Origin of the sequence: Microbacterium sp. TWP3-1-2b2 (assembly GCF_049896145.1) — a bacterium.
GTDB lineage: Bacteria > Actinomycetota > Actinomycetes > Actinomycetales > Microbacteriaceae > Microbacterium.
Window position 1 is genome coordinate 377,468 of the sequence record NZ_JAFCTS010000001.1, and the last position, 20,171, is coordinate 397,638.

Sequence of the window (20,171 nt, forward strand, 5' to 3'; positions counted from 1 at the left end):
TGGCTCAGAAAGTGGCGAAGTCCAAGGGCAAGACGTCGAACGTCGGCGACACCCCGATGGGACCCACTGGGCGGCCGTATCACGGCTTCCCCACGCCTGCCCCGCTCGACTCGCACGGCCCGGCACGCATCATCGCGCTGTGCAACCAGAAGGGCGGCGTCGGTAAGACGACCACGTCCATCAACCTGGCCGCCGCGTTCGCCGAGTACGGCCGAAAGGTGCTCGCAGTCGACTTCGACCCGCAGGGCGCCCTTTCGGCAGGTCTCGGCATCCAGACCCACGACGTGCCGACGATCTACGATCTGCTGCTAGACACGAAGCGCGACGTGCACGAGGTCATCGTGCCCAGCGGCGTGGAGGGTCTCGACGTCCTGCCCGCGAACATCGACCTGTCGGCCGCTGAGGTGCACCTGGTCAACGAGGTCGCTCGTGAGACGATCCTGGCGCGTGTGCTGCGACAGGTCGCGGGGGAGTACGACGTCATCCTGATCGACTGCCAGCCTTCGCTCGGCCTGCTCACGGTCAACGCGCTGACCGCGAGCCACGGCGTGCTCATCCCACTGGAGTGCGAGTTCTTCGCTCTGCGCGGCGTGGCGCTGCTCATCGAGACGATCGAGAAGGTGCGCGACCGCCTCAACCCCGACATCAAGCTCGACGGACTCCTCGCGACGATGTACGACGCACGGACGCTGCACTCGCGTGAGGTGCTGGAGCGGGTCGTGGAGGCCTTCGGTGACGATGTGCTGGAGACCGTGATCGGACGCACTGTGAAGTTCCCCGACGCATCGGTGTCAGGGGTGCCCATCACCGAGTTCGCGCCGGAGCATGCCGCCGCACAGGCGTACCTGCGACTGGCGCGGGAGCTGGTCGCCCGTGGCGCCGTCGCGTGAACCGATCGAGCCTGCTGAGTCCGATTCTGGGTTCCGCGTCTCACTGACGAATTTCGACGGCCCGTTCGACCTTCTGCTGAATCTCATCTCCAAGCATGAGATGGACATCACCGAGGTGTCGCTGAGTGCCGTCACGAATGAGTTCATCGCGTATCTGAAAGAGATCGACGGTGATGATCGTGAACTCGATCAGGCATCAGAGTTCCTCGTCGTCGCGGCGACCCTGCTCGACATGAAGGTCGCAGGGCTCCTGCCCCAGGGTGAGCTGGTCGATGCGGAGGCGGTCGCGCTGCTCGAGGCACGTGACCTTCTGTTCGCTCGGCTGCTGCAGTACCGCGCGTTCAAAGAGGTGTCGGTCTGGTTCGCCCGCTGCCTGCAGCGTGAAGACCGCCGACACGTTCGTGCCGTGCGTCTCGATGAGAAGCATCGTGCACGGACGCCGGAGCTGGTGTGGACGCTCAGCGCCGACGACTTCGCAGCCATCGCACTGCTCGCGTTCGCGCCCAAGGAGATCCCCAACGTCGGGCTCGATCACCTGCATGCCCCGCTGGTCAGCATCCGCGAGCAGGCCGCGATCGTGGTGACCCTGTTGCGCAATGCGGAATCGCTCAGCTTCCGCGAACTCGTCGCCGGGACGACAGAGCCGGGCATCGTCGTCGCGCGGTTCATCTCCGTGCTCGAGCTCTACCGCCACGCGGCGCTGTCCTTCGAACAACTGGAACCGCTCGGCGAGCTGACGCTGCGCTGGGCCGCCGACTCCTGGTCGGACGAGACACTTGCGAGCCTGGGGGCCGACTATGACCGATGAGACGCCAGTCGACACGCCCGTCGACACCGTGATCGACGCGCCGTTGACCGAGAAGCTCGAGGCCATCCTCCTGATCATCGATGAGCCGCTTGGCCTCGTCGCACTGGCTGCGGCCGTCGGCGCCCCGGTGCCCGCAGTCCGGCAGGCGATCGAGACGCTCGTCGCCGACTACGACGGCAACGGGCACGGCCCTCGGCGCGGGTTCGAGCTGCGCGAGGTCGGCGGCGGATGGCGACTGTACGTTCGGGACGATCATGACGCGCTGGTGGCGGAGTTCGTCGGCGGACAGGCACCGGCACGCCTTTCGCAGGCGGCGCTCGAGACCCTCGCGGTGATCGCCTACAAGCAGCCCGTCACCCGAAGCCAGGTGGCATCGATACGCGCGGTCAACGTCGACTCGGTCGTCCGCACGCTGCTCGCCCGTGGGCTCATCACCGAACTGTTCGCCGACTCCGAGACCGGCGCCATCAACTACGGCACCACCGACGCGCTGCTGCAGAACCTGGGCATCAACTCGCTGGACGAACTGCCCCCGATCTCGCCGCTGCTCGATGACGGGGCTGACGGATTCGACGAAGGAACCATCCGATGAACGATTCCACACCCACCCCTGACGCGGCTCCAGAAGGCGTTCGGCTGCAGAAGGTACTCGCTGCGGCCGGTGTCGCGTCCCGCCGCGTGGTCGAGCAGTACATCGTGGAGGGGCGCATCCGTGTCAACGGTGTCGTCGTGGAAGAACTCGGCCGCCGAATCGACCCGGAGACCGACCTGGTCGACGTCGACGGCACGGCGATCCAACTCGACGTCTCCAAGCGCTACGTCATGCTGAACAAGCCCACCGGCGTCGTCAGCACCATGAAGGACGAGAACGGCCGTCCGGATCTTCGCCGGTTCACGGAGGACTGGGAAGAGCGGCTGTACAACGTCGGCCGTCTGGATGCCGAGACCAGTGGTCTGCTGATCCTGACCAACGACGGCGCACTCGCGCACGTGCTCGCGCATCCGTCGTTCGGCGTCACCAAGGTGTACATCGCCAAGGTCGAAGGTGTCGTCACCGCACAGACGATCGCGAAGCTGACGAAGGGGTTCGACCTCGACGACGGCTTCATCAAGGCCGACAAGGCCCGTCTGCTCGACGTCTCGAAGGGCGGATCGGAATCGAGCCTGGTCGAGCTCACGCTGCACTCCGGACGCAACAGGATCGTGCGCCGGATGATGGCCGCGGTCGGACACCCGGTGACCGAACTCGTCCGCCGCCAGTTCGGCCCACTTCACCTGGGAACGCTCCCGGCGGGGAAGACGCGAGAACTGAGTAAAATCGAACGTGGTGCGCTGTTGACTCTCGCGCGCCATGATTCCCCTGCGGACGCCACGCCGGGAGACGTCCAGGAGACCGAGTGAGCGATACGGCCAGAACCAACGGCAGCGGCATCGCGCCGCGGCTCTCGGGGACGGTCCGCATCGTCGGCGCTGGCCTGCTCGGCGCAAGCATCGGGCTCGCCCTCCGCGCCAAGGGCGTCGACGTCGTATTGGCTGACACCTCGCCTGCTCAGCTGCGCCTCGCCGTCGATTACGGCGCTGGCCGCGCCTCGCGAGACGACGACGCTCCGGCACTCATCGTCGTCTCCGTGCCACCGGACGTCACCGCCGACGTCATCGAAACCGAGCTGGATCGTTTTCCGGATGCCGTCGTCACCGACGTCGCGAGCGTCAAACTCGAGCCGTTCCGGGCTCTGAAGGAACGCGGCGTCGACATCACGCGCTACATCGGTTCTCACCCGCTCGCCGGACGAGAGCGCGGGGGAGCCATCTCCGCACGTGCCGATCTGTTCATCGGGCGGCCATGGGTCGTCTGCCGTGATGAGGAGACGCAAGCTGCTGACCTCGCCCTTGTGGAGGCGCTGGCCCTCGACGTCGGCGCGATGCCGCTCGAGATGACGCCAGAGGAGCACGACAGCTCGGTGGCTCTCACCTCGCACGTGCCGCAGGTCGTCGCGAGTCTTCTCGCAGGACGATTCGCAACCGCAGACGAGGGTGCTCTCCGCCTCGCGGGCCAGGGAGTGCGCGACACGACGCGCATCGCCGCATCCGCTCCAGAACTGTGGGTGCAGATCCTCGGGGCCAATGCGCAGCCGGTCGTGGAGATCCTCGACGCACTCGCTGATGATCTGCGCCAGGTGTCGGATGCGCTTCGCGCCCCGGCCGAGCCGGGAGCCAGGCGCGCGGTCGCCGAGGCGATCCGCCAGGGCAACGACGGCGTGGAGCGGCTGCCAGGAAAGCACGGGCAGAACCGCAGGTTCGAGCAGCTCGTCGTCATGGTCGACGACACCGCCGGGCAACTCGGCCGGCTGTTCGGCGAGCTCGGCGAGCTCGGAGTGAACGTGGAAGACCTGCGCCTGGAGCATTCGCCGGGCGCGCAGTTCGGCCTCGCCGAGATCAGTGTGGCCCCTGCCGCGCTGCGCGGCGCGATCGACGGACTGCAGGAGCGCGGATGGCGGATTGCAGGAGCGACCAATGAGTGATTTCATCGCGATCGACGGCCCCGCGGGCTCTGGCAAGTCCAGCGTCTCAAAGGCTGTGGCGCGCTCGCGCGGCTACGGATACCTCGACACCGGAGCCGCCTACCGCGCCCTCGCCTGGCACGTGCTCGACCGCGGCGCCGAGACAGATGACGCCGACGCGGTGCTCGCCGCGGCATCCGATTTCGATCTTCGTCTCGGTCTCGACCCCGACGACCGCACCGTCGCCGTCGGAGACATCGACATCACTTCGGCGATCCGCGAACCGCGGGTGTCCGCCGCCGTCAGCGGTGTCGCCCGCGTGCCCGCAGTGCGCGCACAGGTGAACATCTTCTTCCGGTCACTGGTGGCGGAGGCCTCGTACCCGGCCGTCGTCGTGGAAGGGCGCGACATCACCACGGTGGTCGCCCCCGATGCACCGGTACGCATCCTTCTCACCGCCGCCCCCGAGGTGCGGGCGGCCAGACGCGCCGGCGAACTCGCCGGAGAGAACGCCGCTGTCGTGGCCGAAGCGCTGCACAAGCGCGACGCCTCGGACAGCGCTGTCGTCGACTTCCTCAACGCCGCAGAAGGTGTGGAGGTCGTCGATTCGACGCACCTCGATTTCCCCCAGACCATCGACGCCGTACTCTCGGTGATCGAACGAAAGCAAGGAGCGGAACATGGCCGCTGAAGAAGAATACGAGGGCGGTCCCGACCGCCTCGCCGAGAAGATGGACGAGCTCGACGAGCAACTCGCCGAACAGCGCGCTGAGGCTCTGCGCGCCGGTCTCGCCGACTACGACCTCGATGAGGATGATGCCGCGCTCCTCGCCGGCATCACGCAGGGCGAGGGCGGGATCGAGTTCCTTCCGGCGCTCCCTGTCGTCGCGATCGTCGGACGTCCGAACGTGGGCAAGTCCGCACTGGTGAACCGCATCCTCGGTCGACGCGAAGCCGTCGTGGAAGACACTCCGGGCGTCACCCGCGACCGCGTGACGTACAAGGCCGAGTGGAACGACCGGCGCTTCTCGCTGGTCGACACCGGCGGCTGGGAGCCCGATGCCAAGGGCATCGACCGTTCCGTCGCGGCGCAGGCAGAGGTCGCGATCGATCTGTCCGACCTCGTGCTGTTCGTCGTCGACGCGATGGTGGGGGCCACCTCCACCGACGAGCACGTCGTGAAGCTGCTGCGCAAGAGCGGCAAGACGGTGTTCCTCGTCGCCAACAAGATCGACGACGCCAGGCAGGAGCCGGAGGTCGCTGCGCTGTGGAGCCTCGGCCTCGGCGAGCCGTACCCGACGTCGGCCGTGCACGGGCGCGGCGTCGCAGACCTGCTGGATGCCGTGCTCGAGAAGCTGCCGTCGATCTCGTCGGTTGCGAAGTACGAGATCGGCGGTCCTCGCCGGGTCGCGATCCTCGGTCGCCCCAACGTCGGCAAGTCCTCGCTGCTGAACAAGGCCGCCGGCGAAGAGCGCGTGGTCGTGAACGAGCTGGCCGGAACCACTCGTGACCCGGTCGATACGGTCGTCGAACTCGGCGGCAAGCTGTGGCGCCTCGTCGACACCGCCGGCATCCGTCGCCGTGTGCACCTGTCGCAGGGTGCGGACTTCTACGCCTCGCTGCGTACTTCCGCTGCGCTCGAGCGCGCAGAGGTCGCTGTGGTCGTGCTCGACGTCTCGGAGACGATCAGCGAGCAGGATGTGCGCATCATCGACCTCGTGCTGGAGTCGGGCCGTGCGCTCGTGCTGGCGTTCAACAAGTGGGATCGCCTCACCGATATCGACCTGGAGAACCAGGATCGCCGCCGCTACCTCGAGCGCGAGATCGAGCAGGATCTCGCTCACGTCGCATGGGCTCCACGCGTGAACATCTCGGCGAAGACCGGTCGCCACTTCGACAAGCTGGTGCCTGCTCTCGAGACGGCGCTGGAGAACTGGGATCGTCGTATCCCGACCGGCAAGTTCAACGCCTTCATCTCCGAACTCGTCGCCGAGCACCCGCACCCGCTGCGTGGTGGCAAGCAGCCGCGCATCCTGTTCGGCACGCAGGCGTCGACGCGTCCGCCGACGTTCGTGCTGTTCACGACCGGCTTCCTGGACCCCGGCTACCGCCGCTTCATCCAGCGCCGTCTGCGCGAACTGTACGAATTCGACGGCACGCCGATCGTGATCAACATGCGCGTGCGCGAGAAGCGCCAGCGCTAGTCGTGAAGCAGGGGTGGACAGAAAGGTAACCAATCGGTTACCGTTTTGTCGTGGACGTGTTCGGAGCGATCGCAGATCCGATCAGACGCGAGCTGCTCAGGCGGCTCTCCGGCGGCCCGGCACGGGTCGTCGACCTCGCGGCTGATCAATCCATCTCGCGCCCGGCGATCAGCAAGCACCTGCGCATCCTGAGCGATGCCGGTCTGGTGCGCGCCGAGGTCAGCGGGCGCGAACGGCATTACGCGATCGATGTCGAGCCGTTGGCGGTCGTCAGCGAACTCATGCGCGCGTTGACGGTCGAGCGAGCCCCGATAACGGCTCACCATCTCGACGCTCTCGACACCGAGGTGCATCGAGCCGCACGAGATCGCCGGCGCGGTGCGTCCACATCGGACAGCTCGCACTCGGAGGAGGACATCGCATGACCCTGACAGGAAGAGTCGACAGCGCTCGGCACACGCTGGTGCTGACGCGGCACTTCACGACATCGATTGATGACGTGTGGGAGAGCATCGCGGATTCCGATCGCCTGAGCCGCTGGTTCGGGACGTGGAGCGGGGATTCATCCACCGGAACGGTCTCGGTGACGATGAATGCCGAGGCTGAGCCGATGCCGGCGGTGCCCTACGAGATCCGGAGATGCGAGCCGCCGACGGCGCTCTCCGTGCGCGTCACCGATGAGTACGGCACCTGGAGCCTGACCGCAGAACTCAGTTCGGTCGACGGGACGACCACCCTGGTCCTCACTCAGGAAGACGTCGACTCCGCGACGCTCGAGCAGACCGGTCCCGGCTGGGAATGGTACCTCGACAGGCTCGTCGCTGCCGTTCACGATGAGCGGATGCCGACGTTGGACGACTTCGACACGAGCTACATGCCGATGAGCAAGGAATACGCAGCACTCGCCAGGTGATGCCAGTTGCTCTCGACGCGCACTGGTGGTGCAATGGAGATGGATGCCGTAATCAGACGGCGTCCGTACACGTGCCCACAAGGCCCGCCGAAAGAGGATGCGATGACGCACACCCTGCCCCTGCCCGATTTCACCCACGAACGCGTGGAGGTGATCACCGGCCGACGCAGTGGCCTCTTCATCGCGGTGGCTCTGCACTCGTCCGTGCTCGGCTCAGCGCTCGGCGGCGCACGACTGTGGACGTACCCGCATTGGAGCGACGCCCTCGGAGACGCGCTGCGGCTGTCTGCCGCGATGACGTTGAAGAACGCGACCGCCGGGCTCGACGCCGGTGGCGGCAAGGCCGTCATCGGTCTGGAGGCGGGGACGGTGCTCGACGCCGAGCGGCGTCGTGCCGCTTTCCTCGATCTCGGCGATGCCGTCGAGTCGTTCGACGGACTGTATCGCACGGCGGAGGACGTCGGTTCGACGATGGACGACATGGCTGTCGTCGGCGAACAGACGACGCACGTCGTCGGTCTTCCTGATGCGTCCGGCGGGTCGGGAGAGCCGGCCGGACCCACGAGCCTCGGCGTCTATGAGTCGCTGCGCGCCGTGCTGGAGCGTACGACGGGCTCGTCGGACGTCGCGGGCCGGCGGATCACGATCTCCGGACTCGGCCAGGTCGGTGGGCGTCTCGCCGTGCGGCTCTCCACCGAGGGCGCCGTGCTGACGGTCACCGATGTCAACCCGGAACGCCGTCACCTCGCCAGAGAACTCGGCGCAGTCTGGGCGGAGCCGGGAACGGAGCACCTCGTCGCCTCGGACGTCTTCGTGCCGGCCGGCATCGGGGGACTGCTCACGGACGAGGTCATCGACACTCTTGACACCGCGGCCGTTTGCGGTCCGGCCAACAACCCACTCGCATCGCACAGCGGCGCCGACCGGCTGGCCGCACGCGGCATCCTTTACGCGCCGGACTTCGTCGTGAACGCCGGGGGCGTCATCTACCTCGATCACGAGGCGAAGAAGCTCGGCTCCCGCGCCGAGATCATGGAGCGCGTGTCGCAGATCGGCGAAACAGTGCGAAGGATCCTCGCCGACTCCGAAGAACGTGGGATCACGCCACTGGCCGCGGCGGAAGAACTCGCGGCAGCACGTCTGCGGTCGGGAGTGGAGACTCCGGTACTGCGTTGAGCGACCATCGCAAGGGTGTCACAGGCCTGTGGCACCCTTGCGATGGAACTCAGGAGGTCACATGTCCCACGCGGCGGACGAAGTGCACGCATTCGAAGCCCACGCGACCGATGCAGACCTCGACGATCTGCGCGCGCGATTGGCGGCGGCGCGTCTACCGGAGGCCGAAACCGTCTTTCGCCCAGCGCCGCACCCTCGCCGGTGGGACCAGGGCGTTCCACTTGCCGATCTCGTCGATCTCGTGGAGTACTGGCGCGACGGATACGACTGGCGCTCGTTCGAAGCGCGCCTCGATCGGATCGGTCAGTTCCGAACGACGATCGACGATCTCGGCATACATTTCCTGCACCGCAGATCGACGCGTGCAGATGCCACGCCGCTGATCATGACGCACGGCTGGCCGGGTAGCATCGCCGAGTTCGTCGACGTGATCGACGAACTCGCAGATCCGAAAAATGCGGACGCGCCGGCGTTTCACGTCGTCGCCCCGTCGCTTCCAGGTTTCGGCTACAGCGACAAGCCGGCTGAGATCGGGTGGGGAGTGGAGAAGATCGCCGCCGCATGGGTGGAACTGATGAGACGGCTGGGGTACAGCAGATTCGTCGTCCACGGTGGAGACTGGGGAGGCAACGTCACCACGGTGCTCGGCGGGATGTTCCCGGAGCACGTCGTCGGCATCCACACGACTTTCGCGCTGGCGCCGCCAGGAATGACGACGGATTCCCTCACGGCGATAGAACACGAATGGGTCGAGCAGACGCGCGATTTCTGGCAGCACCACCGGGCATACGCGAAGCAGCAGGCGACGAGGCCGCAGACCATCGGCTACTCGCTCGTCGACTCACCGGTAGGGCTTCTCGCCTGGCTTCTCGACAAGTTCGCCGAGTGGTCAGACACCGAAGACAGCCCCTTCGAGACGATCTCCAGAGACCGGATCCTTGACGACGTCACGCTCTACTGGCTGACACGCACCGGTGCATCGGCAGCGCGCATCTACTACGAGAGCCCGCACTCGTTGGACCCCGACCTGCGGGTCGACGTCCCGTCAGCCATCACGATGTATCCCGGCGACATCGAATCCCGCACGCCTCGAGCCTGGGCGCAGGAGCGGTATCGGCGGATCGTCCGATGGAACCTTCCCGAATCCGGGGGACACTTCCCGTCCTTGGAAGTACCCGAGTACTTCGTCGAAGATCTGCGGGCAGGTCTCGGCGCCGTCTTGGCCGCGAATCGGCCGGCCGGAGCTGAGCCGGACGCAGATCAGACGCCGTAGACCTCGCGCATGTGTTCGCGCAGTTGGTGACTGCAGTCGGTGACCGCCTCTTCCCACGTGATGTTCGCGCCGTCCTTGGCATTGTCGGAGACAGCTTTCCAGATGCGAATCGGGACGCCGAACTGTGCGGCCACCCAGGCGTACGCGTATGACTCCATATCGACCAGGCGGCCACCGAGAGACAAGATGACCTCGACCGCATCGGCATCGTCGATGAAGCTGTCGCCGGTGGCGATGGAGACGTCGCCGACGCCGAGGTCTATGCGCTGGGGCATTGACACGTGCTCGCCGCGCACGCCGTCCTCGTTGATGACGTCGTGCTGGAATGCCCAATGGATCTCATGGACACCGGATCCGACCGTCTCATCGAGCGCGCCGGCGGTGCCCACGACGAGGATCTCGTCATAGGCGCCGGCGTCGAGGGCTCGTGTCAGGCCGTAGGTGGCTTTGAGCTTTCCCGGCCCCGTCACGAGCCGGTCGAAGCCGTCCAGGGGCTCGGAGAAGGCGACGAGTTCGGATTCGAGGGCGGCGACGAGAAGCTTCACCGCTTCATTCTCCCAGACACGGGTTACCTCTCGCGTCGGCCGACGGCACGCAACGGCGGATGCTGTGAAAGGCTGAGGGGGTGACGATCGTTCCTCCTGCACCCGGTGAGCCCCGGCGCCCTGATGGGCCGCGCGACCCTGGCGACGCCTGGGTCGTCGCCGACACGGGGGAGAAGTACTGGGGCCGTTTCGGTGCCGCGGGTCTTCTCGCCGTCGATGCGGAGCGGGGGATACTGCTTCAGCATCGGGTGAGCTGGAGCCATTTCGGCGGCACGTGGGGGCTCCCTGGCGGCGCACTGCACGAGGGCGAGTCGGCGATCGACGGCGCGCTGCGCGAGGCGACGGAAGAGGCCGGCATTCCGTCCGGTGCCGTGGAGGTTCGCTTCACGAGTGTGCTCGACCTGAAGATCTGGTCGTACACCACTGTCGTCGCGGACGTCGTGGAACAGTTCACGCCCGTGATCAGTGACCCCGAGAGTGTGGCTCTCGAGTGGGTGCCGTTGGATGAGGTCACCGACCGTCCGCTGCATCCGGGGTTCGCCGTATCGTGGCCGAGCCTGCGCGCCGAACTCGGCTGAGCGTCCTCGGCTGAGCGTCAGTAGTCGTCGCGCCCGCGCAGTTTGTCGATGTCGCGGCGCTCGCGCTTCGTGGGGCGACCCGCGCCGCGATCTCGCATGCCCATGATCGCCTGCGGTTCGCGCGCAGGGGTGCGATCGTCGTAGGCGAGGGCGGCGACCGGCGCGCCGACGCGTTTCACGAGCGTCTTCCGCACGACGAGGATGCGATCGAAGCCGCTGACGCGCACGCGCAGTTCGTCGCCGGGCTTCACCGTCTGCGCGGCCTTCGCCTTCTCGCCGTTCACCCGCACATGCCCGGCGCGGCATGCCGTCGTGGCAGCTGAGCGGGTCTTGTAGACGCGGATCGCCCACAGCCAGCTGTCGACCCGAACCGGCTTGTCCTGCGCGGGAGCATTCGTCATGCGCTTCTCCTTGCTCGCAGGCTCGTGAGTGCGCCAGCGACGATGAGCCCCTGGCCGAGCGTATAAGTGAGCATCACGAGGGGACTCGTCCACTGCGGCATGGCGTCCGGTGTGAAGAGTCGGAAGGCCAGGACGGTGTCGCTGATGAGGAAGAAGACGCCGCCCCACACGACCAGCGGATGACAGCGCGTGGAGAACGCCGCTGTGCCGCCGAGCACCAGACCGTAGGCCGCGACGGCGAAGAAGAGTGCGCCGGTGTGCGGGCCGAGCACGACCAGCATCAGTACCCACCACGCGACATAGACGAGAGCCCACCACGGCATCCGCCGTACGCCGAGCACTCGTGCGAAGAGCACGATGTAGGCGATGTGCGCGAGTCCGAAGAACATGAGCATCAGCGGGAGTTCTGGTCCGCCCGGGAAGAACGCGCCGGCACCGTCGCCGAGCCAGGACATTGCGATGGCCGCGAGCAGCAGCGCGATCGCGCTCGTGGGGCGCAGGCGCGCTGACAGCAGCACCGGAACCGCGAGGAGCGGCATGAGCCACAGTTTGGTGGGGGAGGCGATGTCGCTCTGCAGTGCGAGGGCGACGACGTGCACGATCGAGATCACGACGTACGGAACGAATGCCCACGTGAGGAGCGTTCGATCGGTGGTGCTGCGTTGCATCCCTCCATCGTAGGTTCGCCGGAACCCTACGCCGTGCCAGTGGTCAGGCCGCGAGCGTCAAGCTCACCAGCGGTCGACCTGGCTTGGCGCTGGCGACTTCGGCGAAGCCGGCGTTGAGGAACGTCGAAAGAGCACCGTGGAACAGATCGTTGACGCGTGGGTCGGTGACGGAGGTGTCGATCGGATACCCCTCGACGACTCGGGCTCCGGATGCTCTGGCGAACTCGATGCCGGCTTCGAGGAGTGCGGCGTTCAATCCCTGACCGCGGTGTTCCTTACGCACGACGAAACAGGTCACGGCCCAGACGGTGTCGTCATCGAGCGGTTCGCGCGTGGTGGTGATGATGTTCCTCGTCCGCGCGAGGCGGTGCTGGGCCGGGCGAGGTCCGATGCGCATCCATCCGGCGGCCTCGCCGTCGATGTATGCGACGAGTCCCGGTGGTCTTTCGGAGGACACCTCGCGCTGGAACATCGCGGTGCGCTCGTCGAGGTCGGTCTCGTCCCACTCCTTGTTCGTGAGCACCGGCCACACGCACTGGCAGCTGCGCCCATCGCCGCCGCCGCTGAGAGCATGTTGGATGTCGTCCCACACGTCAGGGCTCGCGAGCGTCGTCGTGATCTTTGACATGTCGGGCAGGCTACGCCGTGTCACAGACACGGGCAAGAGTGGCGGTTCGCGATGGCGCCTGGGTGCGGCTAAGATAGTGGAGTTGCCTGCGCGAGAGCGCAAGACAACGGGCTGTGGCGCAGCTTGGTAGCGCACTTGACTGGGGGTCAAGGGGTCGCAGGTTCAAATCCTGTCAGCCCGACCAAAGCAAAAAGGGTCGATCCGAATGGATCGGCCCTTTGTCTTTGCTGCGGAAAGTGGACGCCCTTCGCGGCAGCGGCGCGTACGGCCTCCAGTACTCGCTGATCCTTGTTGTCGCGGGGCGTCCGACGTGCGGGTGGGCTGAGTCACTCGGGACGGTCAACGGCGGAGGCACTCGGCGAGATACGGGGCCGTACGGCTCGCGGGGTCTTTCGCCACGGCATCCGGTGTTCCCGTCGCGACGATGCGCCCGCCGGCATCCCCACCCGACGGGCCGAGGTCGACGACCCAGTCCGCGGCGGCGACGACATCCATCTCGTGCTCGACCACCACGACCGTGTCTCCGGAGTCGACCAGCGCGTGCAACTGCGCGAGCAGTCGCCGCACATCGGCGGGATGCAGGCCCGTCGTCGGCTCGTCGAGCAGGTAGAGGGTGTGGCCTCGGCGCACACGCTGCAGCTCGGTCGCCAGCTTGATGCGTTGCGCCTCGCCGCCCGACAGCTCGGTCGCGGGCTGACCGAGTCGCAGATAGCCGAGTCCGACGTCGAGGAGGGCCTGCAGGCTGCGCGCAGCCGGAAGCACCGGCGCGAGGAAGACGGATGCCTGCTCGACCGTCAGCGCGAGCACATCGGCGATCGTCTTGCCGTCGTAGGTGACCTCGAGAGTGTCGGCGTTGTACCGGGCGCCGTGACAGGTCGGGCAGCGTCCATAGCTGCCGGGCAGGAAGAGGAGCTCCACCGACACGAACCCCTCGCCGAGGCAGGTCTCGCAGCGTCCACCGGCGACATTGAACGAGAAGCGTCCGGCGGTATACCCGCGCTCCCGAGCGAGGTCGGTCTTCGCGAAGGTCGTCCGGACCGCGTCGAACAGGCCTGTGTAAGTCGCCAGGTTCGACCGAGGGGTGCGTCCGATCGGCTTCTGATCCACGCGCACGAGCCGGTCGATGTGCTCGAGCCCCGTGGCACGGCGCACCGTCAGCGTGTCGGCGTGCGCATCCGGGACCGTCGCTTCGGTGAGACCCGCGTCATCGCCTGCCCGGTCGGTGGTCGTGGCGTCGTCGTCCGGATCATCGATGCCGTCGTCGCGGCCGGAGCGCAGATGCTCGCGCACGACATCACGCAGCACGCGGCTCACGAGCGTCGACTTGCCCGACCCTGAGACACCGGTGACCGCGACGAAGGTGCCGAGCGGAATGGCCGCATCGACGTCGGCGAGGTTGTGCAGCGTGATGCCCTCGACGGTGAGCCAGTTCGCGGGCTCGCGCACGTCGCGGCGGTCTGCCGCCGTGGTGCCCTGATCGGGGAAGAGGAACGGCCGGGTGACGGATGCCTCGACTGCGGCGAGTCCGTCGACCGCTCCGCTGTAAAGCACGTCACCACCGCCCTCGCCCGCTCCGGGGCCGACGTCGACGATCCAGTCGGCGTGGCGGACGACATTCATGTTGTGCTCGACCACGAAAACCGAGTTGCCCGAGCGCTTGAGCTGCTCCAAGACGTCGAGCAACGGCTCCGCATCGGCGGGGTGCAGGCCGGCCGACGGCTCGTCGAGCACGTAGATGACACCGAAGAGCCCTGACCGCAGCTGGGTGGCGAGCCGCAGCCGCTGCATCTCGCCGGGGAGAGCGTGGTCGTCACCCGGCCGAGTCCGAGGTACCCGAGGCCGAGGTCGGTGAGCACGGTGATGCGCGCCAGGAGATCGGTGGTGAGAGCGACGGCGACATCAGTGCGCTCGCCGGAGAGCGTGGTCGGCAGCGCGTGCGCAGCGTCAGTGAGCTGCGTGGTCGGGCGCAACACCTCGGCGAGTTCGGTCATCGGGAGGGCGTTGAGCTCGGCGATCGTGCGCCCGGCGAACGTGACGGCCAGTGCCTCGCGGCGAAGACCTGTGCCGTGGCAGAGCGGGCACGGGCCCGACCGCACGAACTGCAGCACCTTCGTGCGCATCATCTGGCTCTTCGAGTCGGCCAGCGTGTGGAAGACGTACTTCTTCGCACTCCAGAACATGCCGTTGTAGGGCTTCGCCACGCGGTCGCGCTGCGGGGTGATCTGCACGACCGGCTGCTCGTCGGTGAAGAGGATCCAGTCGCGGTCGGCCTGATCGAGGTCGTGCCACGGGCGCTCGACGTCGTACCCGAGCGCAATGGTGATGTCTCGCAGGTTCTTCGCCTGCCACGCACCCGGCCAGGCGGCGATGGCGCCATCGCGGATGCTCAGCGAGGGATCGGGTACCAGCGAGTTCTCGCTGACGGTGTGCGAGACGCCGATGCCATGGCACTCGGGGCAGGCGCCGGCTGCGGTGTTCGGCGAGAACGCGTCGGAGTCGAGGCGCGTCGTGAACCCTTCGGGGAAGGTGCCGGCGCGGGAGAACAGCATCCGGAGCGAGTTCGACAGCGTGGTGACGGTACCGACGCTCGATCGCGAGCTGGGGGCGCCGCGGCGCTGCTGCAGTGCGACGGCAGGGGGCAGGCCCGAGATCGACTCGACGTGCGGATCATGACCCTGCTGGATGAGGCGCCGTGCATACGGGGCGACGGACTCCAGGTAGCGGCGCTGGGCCTCGGTGAAGATGGTGCCGAATGCCAGGGAGGACTTGCCCGATCCGGAGACGCCGGTGAACGCGACGATCCTGTCGCGCGGCACATCGACGTCGACGTTCCTGAGGTTGTTCTCGTTGGCGCCGCGAACGCGGACGAACGCATCGGTCGGGTCGCTTGGGGTCTCGGGCATCGGTCGAGTGTATCCGTGGGGCCCTGGGGGCGAGGTGAGGGGGCGGTGCAGGCGTCAGGTATCAGTCGGATGCAGGAGGATTCGCCCCTGGCCTCAGAGAGCGATGTGACGTGACGAAGTCGACGCCAAAAGCGTTCGGATCGCGATGATGCTGTTCGCCAGCGCCTACATCTGGGATGGCTTGGTTGAAGATCCCACCCTGCCCACGTCGCGATAGTGATATTCGGTGGGGGCGGGCACCTGATCGACCTCAGGCGTCCGCGGATCCGCGGTGAGTCTGGTGTGACGGCATCCGTCAAGGCCCTCACTCGAGGTGTTGACGTGTGCGTACGGTCGTCGGATTCGACGAAGGAGACATCATGAGTGATCCGAAGGATCCGCAGAAGCACACTGACGACACTGCCGCCCAGGCCGGGTCGGAATCACCCGAAGAGGGCGCCGAAGCCGAAGAGGCCGCGGAGGATGCCATCGTCGACGGCGACCACCTCGACGCCTGAGGGGGTGGCCTGAGGCGTCGCCCGAGGTCATTGCCTGAAGGTCAGGCCGCTGTTGCGGTATGTGTCGGTGTGGCTGTAGCGAGGCGATCTAGGGCCTCGACTGCGGCTGATCGCCGCGGTCGACAGGGCGCGGGATGGGAAGCTCAGGCGGACGTGCGGATGGCGTGCGCGACGTGCTCGTGCAGCGACTTCAGCCAGGTGATCAGGAAATCCGTGGTGCTGTCGTCAGTCACGACGCCGTCTTCCGTGATGAGTCCCTCGCGTGACTGCAGGAATGCCTCGGGCTGAGTGAGCGTCGGTGAGGCGAGGAACGCGAGGATGGTGCGCAGCTGCTGCTGAGCGACAGCCGTGCCGATCGCACCGATCGACATGCCGATGACGGCTGACGGCTTCGCGTCGAAGCTGTTGTCGCCCCAGGGACGGCTGGCCGTGTCGAGCGCGTTCTTGAGCACGCCAGGCACCGAGCGGTTGTACTCGGGGGAGACGAGGATGACAGCGTCGGCTGCTTCGATCGCTCGCTTGAAGTTCGCCGCATCGGCGGGCATCGCGGAGTCGTGGTCCGCCGAGTAGAACGGAAGGTTCCGGATCGGGATCTCGTTGAGGCGCAGATCTGCCTGCGGTGCGAGCTTGGTGAGGGCGCGGGCAAGGCGCCTGTTGATGGATGTCGAGGAGATGCTTCCGACGATCAGGCCGATGTCGTACGTGGTCATGCTGTTTTCCTTTCGATGGGGACGGCACGGGAAGATGAAAGCAATTTGCCGGTATTCATGGCTCTCAGCCGATGACGCGGAGCGGGTTCTCGAGCAGGCTCCTCAGTGTTTCCAGGAACCGTGCGGCATCGGCTCCGTCGATGATCCGATGGTCCGACGTCAGCGTGAGGCTGAGCATGCGACGCGTGATCAGCTCGTCATCCACGAACGAGAGCTCGTCCCGCGTGCCACCGACGGCGAGGATCGCGCCCTGCGGGGCATTGATGATCGCGGTGAAGTGATCGACTCCGAACATCCCGAGGTTGCTGATCGTGAAGGTCCCGCCGCCCATGTCCGCGCTCGACAGTTTCCGCTCCGATGCCTTGCGGACCAGCGCGCGGGACATGTCGGCTATCGCTGACACGGCTGTGCGGTCGGCATCCCGGATAACGGGGACGACGAGACCCGCCGGAGAAGCGACCGCTATACCGACGTGCACGTGAGCGTGCAGCACGGTGAATCCGACGCCCGTCGGATCGTACGACGCATTGACGACGGGATGCTCGCGGAGCGCGAGGGCGACAGCACGTACGAGGAGATCGTTCACGCTCACCTTGACGCCGGTATCGGCGTGGGCCTCGTTGATGCGTCCACGGAGTATCAGTAGCTCGCCGACGTCCGCTGACACGGTCGCGGTGAAGGTGGGGATCGTCGTTGCACTCTCCGTCAGACGTGCGGCCACGGCCTGGCGGATCTTGTCGAAGGGGATCCGCTCGGATGATTCTTCGATGTGCGCATCTGGCGCGTGGGTCATCGGCCCGGACGGCAGCTGGGGTGTCGGGCTCGCGACAGCGTCGAGATCCGCGCGCACGATTCGTCCGCCCGGCCCTGTCCCGGAGACGTGATCGAGATCGATCCCCTGCTCGCGAGCCAGTCTCCGGACGAGCGGGGTGGCCGGGCGATGCTCCTCCTGATAGATCGGTTCCGGTTCCGGCGCCTCGGCCGGTGAAGAATCGGATGCTGCCGTGGCGGCGGGGGGCGCGACCACGGCAACATCCTCGGCTCCCGCGTCCGCGGGGGGAGCGGAGTCCGCCGCGGGAGCATTCGTGGGCCTGGACGGCCCGGTTCCGTCGTCGAGTCGCGCGATTGGGGTGCCGATCTCGACGTTCTCGCCTTCGGCGACCAGGATCTCGACGAGGACGCCTGCGTCGTAGGCCTCCTGTTCCATAAGAGCTTTGTCGGTCTCGATCTCGACGAGGATGTCGCCGGGCTTGACCTCGTCGCCGATCTTCTTGTGCCATGCCGCGATGGCGCCCTCCGTCATCGTGTCGGACAGGCGGGGCATGAGGATGTCGATCATGATGGTCCTTTCAGGCTCGCCGCGCGACGGCGTCGAGGGTCTCCCGGATCGCGTTGACCGCGTCGTCGAGAGAGGGAAGAGCGGCGGACTCCAGGGATTTCGCATAGGGCATGGGCACTTCGGCCATGGCTACGCGCCGGACCGGCGCATCCAGCCAGTCGAAGGCGCCGTCGGAGATCGTCGCCGCGATCTCCGCTCCGATTCCGTAGGTCAGCCAGTCGTCCTCCAGGACGACCGCGCAGTTCGTCTTCTTCACCGAGGTGACGATGGTTTCGCGGTCCAGCGGGCGCAGGCTCCGTAGGTCGACGACCTCGACGTCGATGCCTTCCTTTGCGAGCAGCTCCGCGGCCTGCCGCGCGATGACGGCCATCCGCGAGTAGGCGATGACGGTGACGTCCCTCCCGGGACGGGCGATCAACGCCTTGCCGATCTCCACCGGTTCGACGACATCGGGTACCTCACCGGTGGTGTTGTACAGCGCGAGATTCTCCAGTACGAGCACGGGGTCGTCGTCGCGGATCGCCGCAAGCATGAGAGCCTTCGCGTCGGCAGGTGTCGACGGGGCGACCACCTTCATTCCGGGGACGAATGCGTAGTAGAGCTCGATGTTCTGCGAATGTGTCGCGCCGAGCTGCTGTCCGCCACCGCCAGGGGTTCGGATGACCAGCGGTACTTTGGCCTGTCCACCGAACATTCCGTAGATCTTGGCGGCGTGGTTCACGATCTGATCCAAGGCGAGGAGTGAGAAGTTGATGGTCATGATCTCTACGACGGGGCGGAGGCCGACCATCGCGGCACCGATCGCGGCACCGGTGAAACCCTCCTCGGCGATCGGAGCATCGCGCACTCGCCGCGGACCGAACTCCTCCAGCATCCCGGCGGTGATCTTGTAGGAACCTTCGAACCGCCCGATCTCCTCGCCGATCAGGAAGACATCCGGATCGCGCTGCATCTCTTCCCGCAGTGCGTCGTGAAGAGCCTGTCGATAGCTGATGACACTCATGCCGAGACCTCCGAGCTCAGGGGGGCGACCGATCTGGCGGGCGCGGGGAACAGCGGCTCTCCCGGGAGCCGGCGGGAATCGTTCGGCACGGGGGTCGCATAGTTGTAATCGAAGAGAGTGGAGACCGAGGGATGCGGACTGGCATCGGCGAACTGCACCGCGGCGTCGACCGTCGACCTGGCGGCGTCGTCGATCTCGCGCTCCGATTCGTCCGACAACAGGTTGCGTGCCCGCAGGTCGGAGGCATAACCGTGAAGCGCGTCCGCCGACAGCAGTTGGGCCTTCTCCTCGCGCGTGCGGTACCCGGCGGGGTCGACGACAGAGTGTCCCTTGAGTCGTTCGGTCATGGTTTCCAGCAAGAACGGCTTCCCGGACCGAGCACTAGTGAGAGCGCGTCGCATCGCCTCATGCACCGCCAGTGGATCGTTCCCGTCCACGCGGGCGGAGGCCATCCGATAGGATGACGAGCGCTTGTAGAGTTCGGGTTCCGCAGATGACTGCTCCACCGTCGTCCCCATCCCCAGTCCGTTGTTGTTCACGACGTAGACGATGGGAAGGTTCCACAGTGCCGCGAGATTCAGCGACTCGTGGAATGCTCCGATATTGGTCGTACCGTCCCCCATCTGGCAGACGACCGCTTCCGAACCGCCGCGATGGGCGATGGCGAGTGCCGTGCCTGTTGCGAGCGGAACCTGGCCGCCGACGATGCCGTAGCCGCCCATGAACCGCACGTCAACGTCGAAGAGATGCATGGATCCGCCCCAGCCTTTCGAGACGCCGTCAGCTCGTCCGTAGAGCTCCGCCATCACTCGCTCGGCACTGATGCCGCGCGCCAAGGCGTACCCATGATCGCGATAGTTCGTGTAGACGTAGTCGTCCGGCTTGAGAGCGCCCATCAGCCCGACGACCGCGGCCTCCTCGCCGAGATTCAGATGGCAGTATCCGCCGATCTTGGCTTCGGAGTAGCCACGGGCTGCGCGCTCTTCGAAACGTCTGATCAGCACCATCTGCCGATAGAAGTCCAGCGCGAGAACACCGTCCTCGGTTGGAGCTTCCGTCTTCGCAGGACGCTGCGTCTTCGATCGTGTGGGCATCGACTGCTCTCCCTGATGTTGTCGCGGAGGTGAGCTCGCC

Annotated in this window: 20 protein-coding genes, 1 tRNA gene and 2 pseudogenes; 14 read left to right on the top strand and 9 right to left on the bottom strand. The window is 66.6% G+C overall.

Annotated elements, in window-relative coordinates; genetic code table 11:
* The first annotated feature begins 56 nt into the window (after nt 1–56).
* From ACP7AR_RS01900 to ACP7AR_RS01950, 11 genes are all read left to right on the top strand, one after another.
* A complete protein-coding gene (locus ACP7AR_RS01900) occupies nt 57–890 on the top strand; it encodes a ParA family protein (RefSeq protein WP_426187579.1) in 834 nt (277 codons plus the stop codon).
* Complete coding sequence (locus ACP7AR_RS01905) at nt 874–1,698, top strand: segregation and condensation protein A (protein WP_426182026.1); 825 nt, start codon at nt 874–876, stop codon at nt 1,696–1,698. Before ACP7AR_RS01900 ends, ACP7AR_RS01905 begins: the two co-directional genes overlap by 17 nt.
* Nucleotides 1,688–2,290: an SMC-Scp complex subunit ScpB gene (scpB, locus tag ACP7AR_RS01910; RefSeq protein ID WP_426182028.1), complete on the top strand. Its 603-nt coding sequence runs from the start codon at nt 1,688–1,690 to the stop codon at nt 2,288–2,290. The genes ACP7AR_RS01905 and scpB overlap by 11 nt, the downstream gene beginning before the upstream one ends.
* Entirely contained in the window at nt 2,287–3,099 is an 813-nt protein-coding gene (locus tag ACP7AR_RS01915; RefSeq protein WP_426182030.1) for a pseudouridine synthase, read from the top strand. Before scpB ends, ACP7AR_RS01915 begins: the two co-directional genes overlap by 4 nt.
* The gene (locus ACP7AR_RS01920) at nt 3,096–4,220 is read left to right on the top strand and encodes a prephenate dehydrogenase (RefSeq protein WP_426182032.1); all 1,125 of its coding nucleotides are present in this window, start codon (nt 3,096–3,098) and stop codon (nt 4,218–4,220) included. The genes ACP7AR_RS01915 and ACP7AR_RS01920 overlap by 4 nt, the downstream gene beginning before the upstream one ends.
* Nucleotides 4,213–4,890 carry a (d)CMP kinase gene (gene cmk, locus ACP7AR_RS01925; RefSeq protein ID WP_426182035.1) on the top strand — a complete coding sequence of 226 codons (678 nt, stop codon included), beginning with the start codon at nt 4,213–4,215 and terminating at the stop codon, nt 4,888–4,890. Before ACP7AR_RS01920 ends, cmk begins: the two co-directional genes overlap by 8 nt.
* A complete protein-coding gene (gene der / locus ACP7AR_RS01930; protein ID WP_426182037.1) occupies nt 4,880–6,403 on the top strand; it encodes a ribosome biogenesis GTPase Der in 1,524 nt (507 codons plus the stop codon). The genes cmk and der overlap by 11 nt, the downstream gene beginning before the upstream one ends.
* 50 nt (nt 6,404–6,453) lie before the next feature.
* Nucleotides 6,454–6,828 (top strand): ArsR/SmtB family transcription factor, encoded by a 375-nt coding sequence (locus ACP7AR_RS01935; RefSeq protein WP_426182039.1) that lies wholly within the window; start codon nt 6,454–6,456, stop codon nt 6,826–6,828.
* A complete protein-coding gene (locus ACP7AR_RS01940) occupies nt 6,825–7,316 on the top strand; it encodes an SRPBCC domain-containing protein (protein WP_426182042.1) in 492 nt (163 codons plus the stop codon). Before ACP7AR_RS01935 ends, ACP7AR_RS01940 begins: the two co-directional genes overlap by 4 nt.
* 102 nt (nt 7,317–7,418) lie before the next feature.
* Nucleotides 7,419–8,492: a Glu/Leu/Phe/Val dehydrogenase dimerization domain-containing protein gene (locus ACP7AR_RS01945; RefSeq protein ID WP_426182045.1), complete on the top strand. Its 1,074-nt coding sequence runs from the start codon at nt 7,419–7,421 to the stop codon at nt 8,490–8,492.
* A 61-nt stretch (nt 8,493–8,553) separates the two neighbouring features.
* Nucleotides 8,554–9,765: an epoxide hydrolase family protein gene (locus ACP7AR_RS01950; protein ID WP_426182047.1), complete on the top strand. Its 1,212-nt coding sequence runs from the start codon at nt 8,554–8,556 to the stop codon at nt 9,763–9,765.
* On the opposite strand, the gene ACP7AR_RS01955 is transcribed toward ACP7AR_RS01950, so the two are convergent.
* Complete coding sequence (locus ACP7AR_RS01955; RefSeq protein ID WP_426182050.1) at nt 9,753–10,310, bottom strand: nucleoside phosphorylase; 558 nt, start codon at nt 10,308–10,310, stop codon at nt 9,753–9,755. The two genes, ACP7AR_RS01950 and ACP7AR_RS01955, sit on opposite strands and share 13 nt — an antisense overlap.
* An 80-nt stretch (nt 10,311–10,390) precedes the next feature.
* Between ACP7AR_RS01955 and ACP7AR_RS01960 the strand changes: the two are divergent.
* Nucleotides 10,391–10,882, top strand: a pseudogene (locus tag ACP7AR_RS01960) (NUDIX domain-containing protein); the annotation flags it as partial.
* 23 nt (nt 10,883–10,905) lie between these two features.
* Here ACP7AR_RS01960 and ACP7AR_RS01965 read toward each other — a convergent pair.
* Genes ACP7AR_RS01965 through ACP7AR_RS01975 form a run of 3 tightly spaced genes read right to left on the bottom strand, consistent with a single transcriptional unit; the run spans nt 10,906 to nt 12,585 of the window.
* Nucleotides 10,906–11,289 carry an RNA-binding S4 domain-containing protein gene (locus ACP7AR_RS01965; RefSeq protein ID WP_426182052.1) on the bottom strand — a complete coding sequence of 128 codons (384 nt, stop codon included), beginning with the start codon at nt 11,287–11,289 and terminating at the stop codon, nt 10,906–10,908.
* On the bottom strand, nt 11,286–11,957 hold the full coding sequence (locus tag ACP7AR_RS01970) for a lysoplasmalogenase family protein (RefSeq protein WP_426182055.1): 672 nt from the start codon (nt 11,955–11,957) through the stop codon (nt 11,286–11,288). Before ACP7AR_RS01970 ends, ACP7AR_RS01965 begins: the two co-directional genes overlap by 4 nt.
* 43 nt (nt 11,958–12,000) lie before the next feature.
* Nucleotides 12,001–12,585 carry a GNAT family N-acetyltransferase gene (locus ACP7AR_RS01975; RefSeq protein WP_426182058.1) on the bottom strand — a complete coding sequence of 195 codons (585 nt, stop codon included), beginning with the start codon at nt 12,583–12,585 and terminating at the stop codon, nt 12,001–12,003.
* A 107-nt stretch (nt 12,586–12,692) separates the two neighbouring features.
* Here ACP7AR_RS01975 and ACP7AR_RS01980 point away from each other — a divergent pair.
* Nucleotides 12,693–12,769: transfer RNA gene (locus ACP7AR_RS01980), tRNA-Pro, on the top strand.
* 155 nt (nt 12,770–12,924) lie between these two features.
* On the opposite strand, the pseudogene ACP7AR_RS01985 reads toward ACP7AR_RS01980, so the two are convergent.
* A pseudogene (locus ACP7AR_RS01985) lies at nt 12,925–15,488 on the bottom strand (ABC transporter).
* Nucleotides 15,489–15,847: 359 nt separating this feature from the next.
* On the opposite strand from ACP7AR_RS01985, the gene ACP7AR_RS01990 reads away from it, so the two are divergent.
* Nucleotides 15,848–15,985 carry a hypothetical protein gene (locus tag ACP7AR_RS01990; protein ID WP_188438237.1) on the top strand — a complete coding sequence of 46 codons (138 nt, stop codon included), beginning with the start codon at nt 15,848–15,850 and terminating at the stop codon, nt 15,983–15,985.
* A gap of 143 nt (nt 15,986–16,128) precedes the next feature.
* Here the strand turns inward: ACP7AR_RS01990 and ACP7AR_RS01995 are convergent, their stop codons facing one another.
* From ACP7AR_RS01995 to pdhA, 4 genes are all read right to left on the bottom strand, one after another.
* Complete coding sequence (locus tag ACP7AR_RS01995) at nt 16,129–16,695, bottom strand: NADPH-dependent FMN reductase (protein WP_426182062.1); 567 nt, start codon at nt 16,693–16,695, stop codon at nt 16,129–16,131.
* Between the two features lie 64 nt (nt 16,696–16,759).
* Nucleotides 16,760–18,034 carry a dihydrolipoamide acetyltransferase family protein gene (locus ACP7AR_RS02000; protein WP_426182064.1) on the bottom strand — a complete coding sequence of 425 codons (1,275 nt, stop codon included), beginning with the start codon at nt 18,032–18,034 and terminating at the stop codon, nt 16,760–16,762.
* A gap of 10 nt (nt 18,035–18,044) precedes the next feature.
* Nucleotides 18,045–19,037, bottom strand: a complete 993-nt coding sequence (locus ACP7AR_RS02005) for an alpha-ketoacid dehydrogenase subunit beta (RefSeq protein ID WP_426182066.1) — start codon at nt 19,035–19,037, stop codon at nt 18,045–18,047.
* The gene (gene pdhA, locus ACP7AR_RS02010) at nt 19,034–20,131 is read right to left on the bottom strand and encodes a pyruvate dehydrogenase (acetyl-transferring) E1 component subunit alpha (RefSeq protein WP_426182069.1); all 1,098 of its coding nucleotides are present in this window, start codon (nt 20,129–20,131) and stop codon (nt 19,034–19,036) included. Before pdhA ends, ACP7AR_RS02005 begins: the two co-directional genes overlap by 4 nt.
* Between the last annotated feature and the right edge of the window lie 40 nt (nt 20,132–20,171).